Raw genomic sequence first — 14,047 nt, forward strand, 5'->3', positions numbered from 1 at the left:
CATTTTTATGGAGGGTGGAAGTATGAAAAAAAAGATGCCAGTTTTTGTAGTATCAACAGTAGCAATGAGCATGATGTTAGGGGCATGTAGCTACCAAAAAGATGAACCGCAAGCGAACGCAAAAGGGGATAGCGGGAAAAGCGGTGCGAAGCAAGTTATTAACTTAATTGAAACGCAAGAAATTCCAACGATGGATCCAGCGTTATCAGCTGATGCAGTTTCTTCAAGAGTAATGGGTAATACGATGGAAGGCTTATACAGTTTAGGAAAAGATGATAAGCTAGTTCCTGGTGTAGCGAAGGAATTCCAAAAATCAGAAGATGGTAAAAAATATACATTTAAATTACGTGAAGACGCAAAATGGTCAAATGGTGATCCTGTGACGGCAAAAGATTTCGTATACGCATGGCAAAGAGCGATTAACCCAGATACAGCTGCGAAATCAGCGTACATTATGTATGATATAAAAAATGCAGAGAAAATTAATAAAAAAGAGATGAGTCCGGATCAATTAGGGGTAAAGGCGATTGATGATTATACATTAGAAGTGGAATTAGATAATTCAATTCCATACCTTGTAGATTTAATGGTATATCCAATCTTCTATCCTGTGAATGAAAAGTTTGTGAAAGAGCAAGGTACGAAGTTTGGTTTGGAAGCGAATACAACGCTTTATAACGGGCCATTTACATTAAGTGATTGGCAACATGAACGTAGCTTTAAAATGACAAAGAGCGCGTCATATTGGGACAATAAAGAAGTGAAGATTGAAGAAGTAAACTTTAATATTGTAAAAGATACATCTACGCCAATTAACTTATATGAAACAAATGCAATTGATCGAGCGTCGTTATTAGCGGAGTTTATTGATAAATATAAAGGAAAACCAGATTTCCAAACAGTAGAAGATACATCTGTATTCTTCCTTCGTTTAAATCAAAAAGATCCAGCTTTAGCAAATAAAAATATTCGTAAAGCAATTTCACTTGCTTTTGACCGTAAGCCATTCGTGGATACATTATTAAATAACGGTTCTAAGCCAGCAACAGGATTAATTCCTGATAACTTCATTAAAGGACCAGATAAAAAAGATTTCCGTGCTGTAAACGGGGATATTGTAAAACCAAACGTGAAAGAAGCGAAGAAATATTGGGAAGCTGGTAAAAAAGAACTTGGTAAAAATGAAATCGAATTAGAATTATTAAATGAAGATGTAGAGTTATCAAAGAAAACTGGTGAATATTTAAAAGGTGAATTAGAAAAGAATTTACCAGGTTTAACAGTAAAAATTAAACAACAACCATTCGCACAAAAACTAAAATTAGAAGATGCGGGCGATTATGTCATGTCATTCTCTGGATGGAGTGCGGACTTCCCAGATCCAATTACATATCTTGATATGTTTGTAACAGATGGGTCACAAAATAAGATGAAGTACTCTAATCCAAAATACGATGAAATCATTATGAAGGCGAAAAAAGATGGAAGCGATGTAAATGCTCGTTGGAAGAACTTATTAGAAGCAGAAAAAATGTTACTTGATGATGCTGCGATCGTTCCAGTATATCAACGTGGTAGAGCATATTTACAAAGAGATTCAATTAAAAATATGTATAACCATAAATATGGCGGCGATTTAAGCTTTAAATGGGCGTCAGTAGAGAAATAAGAAAAAAAGCAGGCGATCGCCTGCTTTTTTTTAATACGTTCGTTTCTTATAAATGCCTTTTCCGCCAACTTGGTTCCAGCCAGATTGTACACCCAAACTTTTGTTAACAAACTTCATTTTTTCTTTTCCACCAAAGAGCTTTTCGCCGATGCTATTTGTAATGACACCAATCAATGCTGTTATTCCGATGATGAGGGCAGCAACCGTAATAAAATCAATAAAAAAAGCAATCATTTGAAAACTCCCCCTTTGCCTGTCTGTATGTTTATTGTATGAGATAAAAAATGAAAAAGAAAGAAATGTCAGAAAAATATTTAATTTACTTTAGAAATCGTGTAGACAGGAGGGAGGATATTTGTTAAAATAAGAACAAATGTTCCTTTTTATTCTCATTTGTATAGTCTTACATTTCTTAATTGATTTATCAAGAAAAAGTAAGAAAACGTTCTCTTTTTCATAGGGAAGATTATAGATAAATAACTATATATTATATGAAAAATCTATGAGAAGTGAGTAGTAAAAGGATTGAAAGTTATTGTTAAAGTACAGCTGAAGTGAGCGTAATCATGTTACATAGCAGTGAAATGCACGGAAGAGTTTTCTCAACTAGCAGGAAATTTACTGTATATTTCTTGCAAAATCTATTGTATAATGATTATAGAAGTTACTTATTAAAAGTAATTGTTGTTTATTATAAGTTGTTGCTTACATGAAATGCGATTTTTGTACTTTTCAATAAGACAAGTTATCGCGAAAAATTGCTGAAGTTAGAAATTAAAACTGTATTTAGTACAGAATTTGTACTCTTTAAGGAGAGTGAGCTTTGTATGGTAACATTATATAGTTCTCCAAGCTGTACGTCTTGTAGAAAGGCGAAATTATGGCTAGAGGAAAATCATATTCCCTATACAGAACGTAATATTTTCTCAGATCCATTAACGATTGAGGAAATTAAAGAGATTTTACGTATGACAGAAAGCGGAACGGATGAGATTATTTCTACTCGTTCGAAAGTTTTCCAAGAATTGAATGTAAACTTAGAGTCTTTACCACTTCAAGATTTATATAAGATGATTCGTGACTATCCAGGGATTTTACGTCGTCCAATTATGATTGACGAGAAACGCCTTCAAGTTGGTTACAACGAAGACGAAATTCGTCGTTTCTTACCACGTACAGTAAGAACGTTCCAATTACGTGAAGCACAACGTCTTGTAAATTAATTATAATAATATGAAAACCTTCTACCTATTATATAGTAGAAGGTTTTTTTTAATGTTTCACATTGCGTAATCGAACTTGTTGTACGATAAAGCCGATGCATAAAATAGTGAAAATGAACAAATAAGGAATGCTTGTAGTGAAACTTGGATTGTTATGAAAAAAGGTTGCAAGTCTGTCTTCATGTGTAACCATTTTTCCTGCAGTATAGGCAAGAATCGCTGCCCCGCAATAAATGAGGAATGGAAATCGTTCCATAAGTATTAAAATAAGTTTGCTGCCCCAAATAATAATCGGGATAGAAATGAGTAAGCCGATTATGACGAGTAAAAATCTTCCGTGAGCTGCACCTGCAATGGCAATAACATTATCAAACCCCATAACGAGATCCGCGAAAACAATTGTCCGCACAGCTTGAAATAAAGTTGTTTTTCCTTGAATAGAAGAAAGATCGTTGCTATTATCGGTTAATAAATTGACTGCAATTAATGTAAGTAAAACCCCGCCAATCAATTGTAGAAATGGAATGTCGAGTAAATAGACAGCTAGTATAGTAAGGATGATTCTTAGTACAATCGCTAAAAGAGTACCGATCAAAATAGCCTTATTTCGTTTCGATTCAGGTAAATTTCGGCTAGCTAGTGCGATGACGATTGCATTGTCACCACCTAATACAACATCGATACCGACAATCATTAGTACGGATGTTAAAAACTCTAAGTCCATTCGTCTGCCTCCATTTATGATGTTTTAATAAGCGAACTATATGTATGTGATGAAGAAAGTTGTTGTTAAATAATCTCTTCTAATAGAAGTTTCACTTTATTACAGTGTACGGGGGAATGTGGAAATGTATGTCCAAATTTTTTGTAAGTAAGAAATCGCTATAATAATATATTTATGTAGTTTATCGAGGAAAGATAGGCATATAACTATTTTTGTAAAATAAATCGATTTTATTTCCATTCTGGAGAATCTTATCATAAAATGAGAGTACAAGGATCTATTGATTTGTCATATGAGTGGGGAATCCCTTCATAACAATTCTAAGCAGGAAGGGAGAGTTGTATTTTGGATATTGAAAGAATTAATGATCATACGATGAAATTTTTTATTACGTACATTGATATAGAGGATAGAGGATTTAATCGTGAAGAAATTTGGTATGATCGCGAACGAAGTGAAGAGCTCTTTTGGGAGATGATGGACGAAGCTCGTGATCATGACGATTTCTTTATTGATGGACCGTTATGGATTCAAGTGCAAGCAGTCGATAAAGGGATTGAAGTACTTGTCACGAAAGCAGAGCTTTCAAAGGACGGACAAAAGCTGGAACTACCGATAGGGGTAGACAAAATTATAGATATTCCTCTAGATGAAGGCATCGAATCATTATTTCAACAAGAATTAGTCGAAGAGGTAGAAGAACAAACAGGAACAAACTTTAATGAAGATGGTACGTTTGGCTTTTTAATTAAATTTAATGATTTTGAAGATGTCATTTCATTAAGTCATCGTCTTATCTTTGAAGATATAAAAGATGAGCTGTATTCATTTGAGGACCGCTATTATGTATATGTGGAATTCGATGAAGTGCTACATGATGAAGAAGAAATCGATCGTATTTTAAGTATTATTTTAGAATATGGAGAAGAATCAACTTTAACAATTCATCGTGTAAGTGAGTATGGAAAACAAATTGTGAAAGAGCATGCGCTTGAAACGATTCGCAATAATTTTCCTGCTAAAACGTAGGCCGATTTCTGTAGTATGAAATCGGCTTTTTATATGAAGAATAGGAAAGCTTTCTTAGTTAGGAGGTAAGAGATGAAAAATACGTTAAAGCTGATTTTCTTTATACTGCTATTGTTCGCATTATTTGTTTCGTTACGTATGTTTATTGATGTAGCATTTTATTCAGATGTGATTGGGATAAAAGATGTTTCGATTTTAGGTATTATTAGTATTTTATTTACAGTATCTGCGTTTTTAATTGGTTGCGTTATTTTCTTAGAAAATCGACATCCATCTAAAACACTTACATGGTTAATTGTTTTAGGGATTTTTCCGGTATTTGGTTTCTTTGCTTATTTATTATTTGGACAAAATTTTCGAAGAAAAAGAATGTTCCAAAAGAAGGCGTTACTTGATGAACAGGCGTTTTTACAATATAAAGGGCATGAAGATTACGAAGAACGAATTTTACGCAATCATAAGCATCAAGAACTGTTATTTCGTTTAGCGGATCGATTAGGAGCTTTAAATATTTCATTTCAAACTGAAACGAGGACATTAACAAATGGAGATGAAACGTTTCGGGCTATTTTAAATGGGTTAAAACGAGCGAAACATCACATTCATATGGAATATTACATTGTGCGTGATGATAAATTAGGAACAGAAATTAAAGATATTTTAATACAAAAATCGAAAGAAGGCGTTGTTGTTCGCTTTTTATATGATGCGGTTGGAAGTTTTAAGTTATCGAAATCGTATATTGAAGAATTAAACGATGCAGGTGTAGAAATGATTCCATTCTTTCCTGTGCGCTTTCCGATTTTAAACGATAAGATTAATTATCGAAATCATAGGAAAATTGTTGTGATTGATGGGAACGAAGGGTTTGTAGGCGGATTAAATATCGGTGATGAGTATTTAGGGAAAAATAAATATTTTGGCTTTTGGCGAGATACGCATTTGTATTTACGTGGTGAAGCGGTTCAAAGTTTACAACTTATTTTCCTTCAAGACTGGTTTTATATGACTGGAGAGGCTGTGCTAGCCCCTGAATATTTACAAGCAAAAGCAGTTGAGGGTGATCATTGGGGAGGAGTGCAGCTAGTTGCAGGTGGCCCCGATAATAAGTGGGAAACGATTAAGCATTTATATTTCGCAATGATCGCTTCTGCTCGGAAATCAATTTGGATTGCAACGCCGTATTTTATTCCGGATGATGATATTTTATCCGCATTAAAGGTTGCTGCACTTGCTGGTATTGATGTTCGTTTATTAATGCCGAGTAAACCGGATAAGCGTACTGTCTTTTACGCATCGAGATCGTACTTCCCAGAGCTTTTAGATGCAGGAGTAAAGATATATGAATACGAAAAAGGTTTTCTTCATAGTAAAATTGTCATCGTTGATTCTGATTTAGCTTCAATTGGGACAGCTAATATGGATATGAGAAGTTTTCATTTGAATTTTGAAGTAAATGCCTTTTTATATGATACAGATAGCATTCGAAAACTTGTTCAAGACTTTAAAGATGATTTAGAAGAATCAAGTGAAATTCATGGTGATCATTTTCATAAAAGACGTCTTCATAGACGAATTGTTGAATCAACGTACCGATTATTATCACCTTTATTATAAAAAGAGATGTCCGAAATTGGGACATCTCTTTTTTAAAAGGAATTTGTAACAAATTGTAGAATATAAGGAGCTGAAAGGGTGTGATTACGATATTTATCGCTAAAAGAGAAAACGGTGAAAAAATTCATTTACTCTATAATTGTAATGAAGAGCTTTTGCGCCGTATGCGTCAACAAGAACGATTCTTTTGTGTAGCTTGCGGAAAGGAAGTGCAAATGAAATTAGGGAAACAAAAAAGTTGGCATTTTGCTCATAAAAAAGTGGATTCATGTCTTGCCTTTTATGAAGCGGAATCAAAGTATCATATGCATGGTAAAGAATTGTTATATAGATGGTTCAAACGTCAAAACTTTCAGGTGGATATAGAGTACTACCTCCCAGAAATTAAGCAACGACCAGATGTTTTTGTAGAGAGGGCGGGTAGAAAAATTGCAATTGAATACCAATGTGCAAACCTCGCTATAGAGCAGCTGTACAAAAGAACATATTCGTATTGGCAAGCTGGTATACAGGTCATTTGGATCGTTGGTGGAAATCAATTGAAAAAGCAATCTGCATATTGGATGAAATTTTCCTCACTTATGGCTTTCTCCTTACAATCTTATCCTCAGCCACTTCTTATTTTCTTCTGTCCGAAACAAAAATCATTTATGAAATGTGCATTTGTCACTCCCTTTTCTACAAATGTTTTTTTCTCACATACTATATATTTACCAACTGATGCGACTACTTTTGAAATGCTTTTTTCTCCTGTTCCTTTCGGGAAAGAAAGATTGGGTGAAGAGTGGAAGAAGAGAAAGAAAAACTTTCGCCAAAATGCCTTACCGATTTGGAATTATAATTATAAGTCATTATTACGCCTCTTATATCAATTTAAATGTACCCCAGCGAGCTTTCCTTCTGAAATTGGTGTTCCACTCCCTTCTGCATTTGCTTTTCAAACAAACCCATTTATATGGCAAGCTTTTCTATATATGAAGTGTATAGGGGAGCTTGCAGTGGGAGAGTGTATTTCTCTTCAATACGTGTGTAGTTATGTAAAAAGGTATACGAAAAGGCGGATACTTCCGTACTTTTCGCAGCACATATGGAAAATGGCAGTTACTGAATATATGACATTTTTATGCTATATAGGTGTTTTACGTAAAGTGGGAACTTATACGTACCGAAAAATAAGGGATGCCGTGATGTTAAAAACAGAGGAGGAAATTATGAAACATGATGAGATTTGCTTAATACATGCGCTATCTTTATTTGAGGCAAATTTTAACATGAGAGGAGGAAAAGCGGATATAATAAAGAATGATTGTGAAGGAATTACATAAGAAAAAAACGAATTGTACTTAAGTAGAGATATTTAAAGGAGGGCTTAAAGAATGTCTGAACAAAACAAAGCGAAAGCATTACCAGATCGCAACGAGATTGAAGAAGCAAGTACGTGGCGATTAGAAGATATTTTTCAAACGGATGCAGAATGGGAAAAAGAATTCCAAGCTATTAAAGAGCTATTACCGAAGTTAACTGAATTTAAAGGGAAACTTGGTGACTCTGCGGACAATTTACTTGAGGCATTGCAATATGAAGATGAAATATCAATGCGATTAGGTAAGTTATATACATATGCTCATATGCGTTACGATCAAGATACAACAAACTCTGTATATCAAGCATTAAATGATCGTGCAACAAATTTATATTCACAAGTATCTAGTAGCACAGCGTATATTGTGCCTGAAATTTTATCGATTTCAGAAGATACATTGCAAACATTCTTGAAGGAAAATAGAGATTTAAGTGTATATGAACATGCATTAGAAGAAATTACACGTCAACGCCCGCACGTATTATCAGAAGCTGAGGAAGCTTTATTAGCGGAAGCATCTGAAGTAATGAGTTCATCAAGCAATACATTTGGTATGTTGAATAACGCGGATTTAAAATTCCCATCTATTAAAGGGGAAGACGGAGAAGAAATAGAAATTACACATGGCCGTTACATTCAGTTTTTAGAAAGTGATGATCCTCGTGTTCGCAAAGATGCATTTAAAGCTGTATATGAAACGTATGGAAAATTTAAAAACACATTCGCAAGTACGTTAAGCGGAGCAGTAAAACGTAATAATTTCAATGCGCGTGTTCGTAAATATGATTCTGCTCGCCAAGCTGCACTGAGCAATAATAATATTCCGGAAGCAGTATACGATCAACTCGTTGAAACAGTAAATGACAACTTACATTTATTACACCGTTACATCGATATTCGTAAGCGTGCACTAGGACTTGATGAGCTTCATATGTATGATTTATATACACCACTTGTACCAGAAGTGAAAATGAATGTGAAATACGAAGAAGCGCAAGACCTTTTATTAAAATCTTTAAACGTACTTGGTGATGAATATGTTGATATTTTGAAAGAGGCATATGAAAATCGCTGGGTAGATGTGTATGAGAATAAAGGAAAACGAAGCGGGGCATATTCATCTGGTGCATATGGAACAAATCCGTATATTTTAATGAACTGGCATGATAATGTAAATAATTTATTTACACTTGCTCATGAGTTTGGTCATTCGGTGCATAGTTACTATACAAGAAAAACACAACCGCACGTATATGGTGATTATTCCATCTTCGTAGCAGAAGTGGCATCTACTTGTAATGAAGCACTTCTAAATGATTATTTATTAAAAACGACAGAAGATAAGAAAGAGCGTCTATATTTATTAAATCATTATTTAGAAGGGTTCCGTGGTACTGTATTCCGTCAAACGATGTTTGCAGAGTTTGAACATATTATTCATAAGAAAGTACAAGAAGGACATGCTGTTACGCCAGACATGTTAACGGAAATTTACTATGATTTAAATAAGAAATATTTCGGTGACGCTTTAGTAATCGACGAAGAGATTGGTTTAGAATGGTCTCGTATTCCACACTTCTACTACAACTATTACGTATATCAATACGCAACAGGATTTAGTGCAGCGACAGCTCTATCTAAACAGATTTTAGAAGAAGGACAACCAGCAGTAGAACGTTATATTAACGAGTTCTTAAAAGCAGGAAGCTCTGATTATCCAATTGAAGTGCTGAAAAAAGCAGGAGTAGATATGGCATCTCCTGAACCAGTAAAAGAGGCACTACAAGTATTTGAAGAGAAATTAAATGAATTAGAAGCATTATTATTTGAAGAAAAGTAATGAAAAAAGACGAGGGATTGTATCCTCGTCTTTTTGTTGAATAGATTCAATGTCGATATTTGTCGGAGAGAAAGGTGAATTTCTTTGTTTTTCTAACTGAAAGGATAGTTTTACGACTGATTTTTAAAATTAAAATCCTTTGAATCGTTTTTTATAATTGAAATAAGAGAGAGTGATAACGATGATTCCGAATAAAAGAGGTAAGGCAATAATTTTAGGAAAAGCTTGTAGTAGAGAGAGGATGTACAAGAAAAAAGAAACGATGACAGCTAGAAAGAGAAGAGCAATATAAGATTTTTTCATAAATAAACCCCCTAAATGACCTTTTTTATAGCTTATTCAAAAATGAAAACGTTTAGAATGTGACAAAAGTGTGAAATTCGACAAAAGGGGTTGTCATCTGACGTCGAATCTTGTAATATAATAAGCGTGAACGAATTCACATACAAACATATACCCCTTTGTTTGAACGTGAAAATTTCTCCCATCCCCTTTAATATTTTTATAAGCCGTAAAGAAAAAGACCTGGTGTTTACACCAGGTCTTTTTCTTTTGCTATCCATTTCCAATAACGTTCGCATTTTACTTCTATCATTTGTACTTTTCGTTTCAGTTGTAATTTTTTTAGTTCGCGTTCAATTTCTTGTTGCGGACAATCATAAATAAATGCTACTTCTTTTGAAGATATAAATTGTGTTGCTTCTAGTAACACTTCTAAAGGTGGTAATGGTTCTGGCTCAATTTCACATTTTACAAGTTCTTTCAATAATTGTACGTATACATCGTAGGAATAATTTCCAGCGATTTTAATACCTTCTTCATCTGAGTTCGCATGAAAAAAGACGAGGGAAGGTATTTCTGTAATATGCATTTCATTTGTGAATTTCAAGTCACATTGGAAAGCTTTTTTTGCACTAGCAGAATGTAGATCTTTTTTAAATTCTTCTACATCAATATTGCTATCTTTCGCACATGCAAGTAATAGTTCGCAGTCAGGGTTTGATACATTTTCAAGGAAAATGTATTCTTGGAGTTTTCGCAAAAACTTCGAACCTGCTTTTCGGCCTTGCAACTCCGCTGCCTTAATTGCCATCGAAACTAAATATGGTGTTGACGATGCTTCTTGCATATGTACCTTTCCATCACATGAAAAACCTTGTAAACTGGTTGTCTTTTCCCACACAAATCGAATATTAGCAGGTTTATTCCATTTGTGTGAGGAAGCGTTCGTTCCATCCACTTTTCCTGTTACGATATGACGAATAGAGAAGTATTTCCCGTATTCAAGCCATAGTTTAATAATAAAAGGCTCAATTTCCCAGCAATCTTTACAAAGTGGATCAATAAATAAATATGCTTCTACAGACTTATGCTCGCATGCGGAAGGAGATGGCATATTTATATGCTTTGCTTCCTGCTTATCCATTACACTTCACCTGTTTCGTTTGGAGTATTAACCATATGCTGAGCGGTTAATGCTAAACGTTCAAAAACAAACTCTCTTATATGACCATGAACTCCAGTATCATCCATTGCTTGCTCCATACATGATAGCCAAGCCTCTGCTCGTTTTGGAGTAATCTCAAACGGAAGGTGGCGTGCCCTTAACATAGGATGACCATGTTCTTCAGTGTACAAATTAGGACCACCTAAATATTGTGTTAAAAATTGCTTCTGCTTCCTAGCGGTTTCTGTTAAATCTTCCGGGAAGATGGGAGATAAGTCAGGGTGTTTACTGACATAGGAATAAAATGTATCTACTAATATTGCAATGCATTGTTCACCGCCAATTGCTTCAAATGGTGTCATCGGTTGCTTGCTCATCCTTTATAAACTCCTTTTTCCATGAAATGTATATCTATTGTAGCAATGGAATGTTCGAGAGGGCAAATAAACAGCTTTCTCAAAGATTCTTTGCTTATTCTACGGGTGTAAACTTTTTTAGTGAGATGTATCCACTAGTGAAACATATTCACTAGTGGAATTTTCACTTTAGCGTGCTTTGTTTTGTTTGGCAAGGAAAAAGCGTTTTACTTTGTTATTTGTATGGCGAACAGGTATGTTATGTTGCGTTAATAAATGAATAAATGCAGCTTTTCCTGTTTCTTCATCTTGCACTTCAAATTCAATTTCATAATCATCGTGATTGTAATAGAAACTATGATCAAAGACAAGCGTTCCGCCTTTAAATAATGTTTCTGCTCTTTCTGTTGTTAAACTACCCATATATGTTAAAGCAGAAACAGGAATTTGTAATTTGTGTAATTGATCTACTACTGCTCCTTGAATGATTGTGTTTGTTTCCATCATCATTTTTGCTTCGTCTTCTGTTACGACTTGATGCGTTTCTAATAAACCGATTTCTGCAGGTTGTTTCAACGTTAACGTATAAGTTTCTCCTTTATGACGAATACGAAGTGCAGAGCCAGCTTCTTTTAACGAGAAGTCAGGTGTTTCAAAGTAGTGATTCACTTGTTTTGTAAATGCTTCAATAGAAAACGATTTACATAATGTATCGAATTCTTCTTTTGTAACGATATTTTTGAATTCAATTTCAATTTCTTGTGTCATTGTATAATCTCCTTTTGAAAAATAATTCTTTACACATTATCGCTTTTTCATAAATTTGGTTCAATGTTTTATTTGTTTGCGTCCATGTTATGATACAATAATACTGTTAAGTAAGACAGGAAGTTGAGATGGAGGAGTTAGAGCATGCAAAATAAAATCCAAGTTAAGAGCGTAGAAAAGAGAGAGAATGCTCTTATTTTTTGTGCGGAAAATAGTGAAATAGAGGTAAAGGAGTTAAGTGCGCGTAATCACGTACTTGTAGACTCAGACAATTTATCATTTTTATATATCTTAGAAAATGAATCATCTTTCATTTATGTAAGTATTCCGCACACATGCTGGGAAGCAATGCATGAAGCGATGAATAACGATGTGGTTATGTTCGTTCGCGTGAATGACATTGAAATGGAATTAGAAGGATTAAAAGAAGAAGTAGAATATTTAGTTGAAAATATTGAAGGTAATGCAAATTACGGAGAAGAATTAGTAACTGCTGTAGAAAAAGTATTTCTATAAGCAAATGGATTGATTTTGGTGGTGGTTGAAATGAATCGAAATTGGGAAGAATTTTTAGCACCTTACCACCAAGCGGTGGCAGAGCTAAAAGTGAAACTAAAAGGAATGCGTACTCAATTTGCAATGTTAACAGAGCATTCTCCAATTGAGTTTGTAACAGGAAGGGTAAAGTCGGTTGCAAGTATTATTGATAAAGCGGAGAAGAGAAATGTACCGCTAGACCGATTGAGAGAAGATATGCAGGATATTGCTGGGCTTAGAATGATGTGTCAATTTGTTGATGAGATTAAGCCTGTTGTAGAATATCTTCGAAAACGAAATGACTTTGAAATCGTGGAAGAACGTGATTATGTCACGCAAAAGAAAGATAGCGGTTATCGTTCTTATCATGTTGTCATTAGTTATCCTGTTCAAACGATTCAAGGTGAACAAAAAGTATTGGTAGAAATCCAAATACGCACGCTAGCAATGAACTTTTGGGCAACAATTGAGCATTCTTTAAATTATAAATATAGTGGACGTTTTCCTGAAGATATTAAAATACGATTGCAACGTGCAGCTGAAGCGGCGTTTTTATTAGATGAAGAAATGTCTTCTATTCGTCTTGAAATTCAAGAAGCGCAAAAGGCTTTTTCAAGAAAGCAAGAAACGAAAGATTCCGAATCATAAACTAAAGGGTGTTGGGCGATGAAATTTACAATTATGTCAAAGGGAGATCAATCATCAGATACACTGGCAAGCACGATGAAAGAGTACTTGCTAGATTTTGGATTTATAATGGATGAAAAGGAACCCGATATTGTAATTTCTGTTGGGGGAGATGGAACGCTTTTATATGCGTTTCATCGTTATTATAATCGATTGGATGAAACAGCATTTGTTGGTGTACATACAGGACATCTAGGTTTCTATGCAGATTGGTTACCGACAGAAGTAGAGAAATTAGTAATTGCGATTGCGAAAACACCATTCCAAGTGGTGGAATATCCGCTTTTAGAAGTTATTATTCGCTATGTGAATGGAAGTAAAGAGTCACAGTATTTAGCGATGAATGAGGCGACTGTAAAAAGTGCAGAAGGTACATTAGTAACAGAAGTAGAAATACGCGGAGAATATTTTGAAACATTCCGCGGAGATGGCCTTTGTATCTCTACTCCTTCAGGAAGTACCGCGTATAATAAAGCGCTTGGCGGAGCAATTATTCACCCATCTATTGAAGCGATTCAAATTGCAGAAATGGCGTCCATTAACAATCGTGTATTTCGTACTGTAGGATCGCCACTCGTATTGCCGAAGCATCATACATGTGTGTTAAAGCCAGCTGCAGGAATGAACTTACAAATTACAGTGGATCATTTGACGATGGTTCATCAAGATGTGAAATCAATCCAGTATCGCGTCGCAAACGAGAAAGTACGATTTGTTCGTTTCCGCCCATTCCCGTTCTGGAAACGAGTTCGTGACTCGTTTGTTGCAGATAAATAGAAAGGGTTAT

General features: G+C 34.7%; 15 protein-coding genes. 9 read left to right on the forward strand and 6 right to left on the reverse strand.

The window, feature by feature from the left end:
* Positions 1 to 22 precede the first annotated feature (22 nt).
* Entirely contained in the window at positions 23 to 1,669 is a 1,647-nt protein-coding gene (locus ACTFRU_RS09270; protein ID WP_000728609.1) for a peptide ABC transporter substrate-binding protein, read from the forward strand.
* 30 nt (positions 1,670 to 1,699) lie between these two features.
* Here ACTFRU_RS09270 and ACTFRU_RS09275 read toward each other — a convergent pair whose 3' ends face one another.
* Positions 1,700 to 1,903: a hypothetical protein gene (locus tag ACTFRU_RS09275; RefSeq protein ID WP_000559972.1), complete on the reverse strand. Its 204-nt coding sequence runs from the start codon at positions 1,901 to 1,903 to the stop codon at positions 1,700 to 1,702.
* Positions 1,904 to 2,496: 593 nt separating this feature from the next.
* On the opposite strand from ACTFRU_RS09275, the gene spx reads away from it, so the two are divergent.
* Positions 2,497 to 2,892 carry a transcriptional regulator Spx gene (gene spx / locus ACTFRU_RS09280; RefSeq protein WP_000258267.1) on the forward strand — a complete coding sequence of 132 codons (396 nt, stop codon included), beginning with the start codon at positions 2,497 to 2,499 and terminating at the stop codon, positions 2,890 to 2,892.
* 49 nt (positions 2,893 to 2,941) lie between these two features.
* Here spx and ACTFRU_RS09285 read toward each other — a convergent pair whose 3' ends face one another.
* Positions 2,942 to 3,616 (reverse strand): TerC family protein, encoded by a 675-nt coding sequence (locus ACTFRU_RS09285; protein ID WP_000362607.1) that lies wholly within the window; start codon positions 3,614 to 3,616, stop codon positions 2,942 to 2,944.
* A 345-nt stretch (positions 3,617 to 3,961) separates the two neighbouring features.
* Here ACTFRU_RS09285 and mecA point away from each other — a divergent pair, with 345 nt between their 5' ends.
* The 4 genes from mecA to pepF all read left to right on the forward strand — a co-directional run bounded on the left by mecA (position 3,962) and on the right by pepF (position 9,465).
* Positions 3,962 to 4,645 (forward strand): adaptor protein MecA, encoded by a 684-nt coding sequence (gene mecA, locus ACTFRU_RS09290; protein WP_000350713.1) that lies wholly within the window; start codon positions 3,962 to 3,964, stop codon positions 4,643 to 4,645.
* Between the two features lie 72 nt (positions 4,646 to 4,717).
* Entirely contained in the window at positions 4,718 to 6,262 is a 1,545-nt protein-coding gene (locus tag ACTFRU_RS09295) for a cardiolipin synthase (RefSeq protein ID WP_000799194.1), read from the forward strand.
* Between the two features lie 80 nt (positions 6,263 to 6,342).
* Positions 6,343 to 7,587 (forward strand): competence protein CoiA, encoded by a 1,245-nt coding sequence (locus tag ACTFRU_RS09300; protein WP_000628315.1) that lies wholly within the window; start codon positions 6,343 to 6,345, stop codon positions 7,585 to 7,587.
* A 51-nt stretch (positions 7,588 to 7,638) separates the two neighbouring features.
* The gene (gene pepF / locus ACTFRU_RS09305) at positions 7,639 to 9,465 is read left to right on the forward strand and encodes an oligoendopeptidase F (protein ID WP_000003348.1); all 1,827 of its coding nucleotides are present in this window, start codon (positions 7,639 to 7,641) and stop codon (positions 9,463 to 9,465) included.
* A gap of 129 nt (positions 9,466 to 9,594) precedes the next feature.
* On the opposite strand, the gene ACTFRU_RS09310 is transcribed toward pepF, so the two are convergent.
* The 4 genes from ACTFRU_RS09310 to ACTFRU_RS09325 all read right to left on the reverse strand — a co-directional run bounded on the left by ACTFRU_RS09310 (position 9,595) and on the right by ACTFRU_RS09325 (position 12,036).
* On the reverse strand, positions 9,595 to 9,768 hold the full coding sequence (locus ACTFRU_RS09310; RefSeq protein WP_000750355.1) for a hypothetical protein: 174 nt from the start codon (positions 9,766 to 9,768) through the stop codon (positions 9,595 to 9,597).
* 229 nt (positions 9,769 to 9,997) lie between these two features.
* Entirely contained in the window at positions 9,998 to 10,891 is an 894-nt protein-coding gene (locus ACTFRU_RS09315; protein ID WP_000360645.1) for a ClpXP adapter SpxH family protein, read from the reverse strand.
* Positions 10,891 to 11,289, reverse strand: coding sequence for a globin domain-containing protein (locus ACTFRU_RS09320; RefSeq protein WP_000043386.1), 399 nt, complete (start codon positions 11,287 to 11,289; stop codon positions 10,891 to 10,893). The genes ACTFRU_RS09315 and ACTFRU_RS09320 overlap by 1 nt, the downstream gene beginning before the upstream one ends.
* A 168-nt stretch (positions 11,290 to 11,457) precedes the next feature.
* Entirely contained in the window at positions 11,458 to 12,036 is a 579-nt protein-coding gene (locus ACTFRU_RS09325) for a CYTH domain-containing protein (RefSeq protein ID WP_000191122.1), read from the reverse strand.
* Between the two features lie 144 nt (positions 12,037 to 12,180).
* Between ACTFRU_RS09325 and ACTFRU_RS09330 the strand changes: the two genes are divergently transcribed.
* From ACTFRU_RS09330 to ACTFRU_RS09340, 3 genes are read left to right on the forward strand one after another with little or no spacing between them, the layout of a single operon-like run.
* On the forward strand, positions 12,181 to 12,552 hold the full coding sequence (locus ACTFRU_RS09330; protein ID WP_001180003.1) for a hypothetical protein: 372 nt from the start codon (positions 12,181 to 12,183) through the stop codon (positions 12,550 to 12,552).
* A 30-nt stretch (positions 12,553 to 12,582) separates the two neighbouring features.
* Positions 12,583 to 13,221, forward strand: a complete 639-nt coding sequence (locus tag ACTFRU_RS09335; protein ID WP_001081482.1) for a GTP pyrophosphokinase — start codon at positions 12,583 to 12,585, stop codon at positions 13,219 to 13,221.
* A gap of 18 nt (positions 13,222 to 13,239) precedes the next feature.
* Positions 13,240 to 14,037, forward strand: a complete 798-nt coding sequence (locus ACTFRU_RS09340; RefSeq protein ID WP_000673190.1) for an NAD kinase — start codon at positions 13,240 to 13,242, stop codon at positions 14,035 to 14,037.
* The last annotated feature ends 10 nt before the right edge of the window (positions 14,038 to 14,047 follow it).

It is taken from the genome of Bacillus cereus group sp. MYBK220-1, assembly GCF_051916445.1.
Taxonomy (GTDB): domain Bacteria; phylum Bacillota; class Bacilli; order Bacillales; family Bacillaceae_G; genus Bacillus_A; species Bacillus_A cereus.

What these genes read in the sequence shown, in the direction of transcription:
- ACTFRU_RS09270 (WP_000728609.1), top strand. Translation starts at nt 23, where the DNA reads ATGAAAAAAAAGATGCCAGTTTTTGTAGTATCAACAGTAGCAATGAGC.
- ACTFRU_RS09275 (WP_000559972.1), bottom strand. Translation starts at nt 1,903, where the DNA reads ATGATTGCTTTTTTTATTGATTTTATTACGGTTGCTGCCCTCATCATC.
- spx (WP_000258267.1), top strand. Translation starts at nt 2,497, where the DNA reads ATGGTAACATTATATAGTTCTCCAAGCTGTACGTCTTGTAGAAAGGCG.
- ACTFRU_RS09285 (WP_000362607.1), bottom strand. Translation starts at nt 3,616, where the DNA reads ATGGACTTAGAGTTTTTAACATCCGTACTAATGATTGTCGGTATCGAT.
- ACTFRU_RS09295 (WP_000799194.1), top strand. Translation starts at nt 4,718, where the DNA reads ATGAAAAATACGTTAAAGCTGATTTTCTTTATACTGCTATTGTTCGCA.
- pepF (WP_000003348.1), top strand. Translation starts at nt 7,639, where the DNA reads ATGTCTGAACAAAACAAAGCGAAAGCATTACCAGATCGCAACGAGATT.
- ACTFRU_RS09310 (WP_000750355.1), bottom strand. Translation starts at nt 9,768, where the DNA reads ATGAAAAAATCTTATATTGCTCTTCTCTTTCTAGCTGTCATCGTTTCT.
- ACTFRU_RS09315 (WP_000360645.1), bottom strand. Translation starts at nt 10,891, where the DNA reads ATGGATAAGCAGGAAGCAAAGCATATAAATATGCCATCTCCTTCCGCA.
- ACTFRU_RS09320 (WP_000043386.1), bottom strand. Translation starts at nt 11,289, where the DNA reads ATGAGCAAGCAACCGATGACACCATTTGAAGCAATTGGCGGTGAACAA.
- ACTFRU_RS09325 (WP_000191122.1), bottom strand. Translation starts at nt 12,036, where the DNA reads ATGACACAAGAAATTGAAATTGAATTCAAAAATATCGTTACAAAAGAA.
- ACTFRU_RS09330 (WP_001180003.1), top strand. Translation starts at nt 12,181, where the DNA reads ATGCAAAATAAAATCCAAGTTAAGAGCGTAGAAAAGAGAGAGAATGCT.
- ACTFRU_RS09335 (WP_001081482.1), top strand. Translation starts at nt 12,583, where the DNA reads ATGAATCGAAATTGGGAAGAATTTTTAGCACCTTACCACCAAGCGGTG.
- ACTFRU_RS09340 (WP_000673190.1), top strand. Translation starts at nt 13,240, where the DNA reads ATGAAATTTACAATTATGTCAAAGGGAGATCAATCATCAGATACACTG.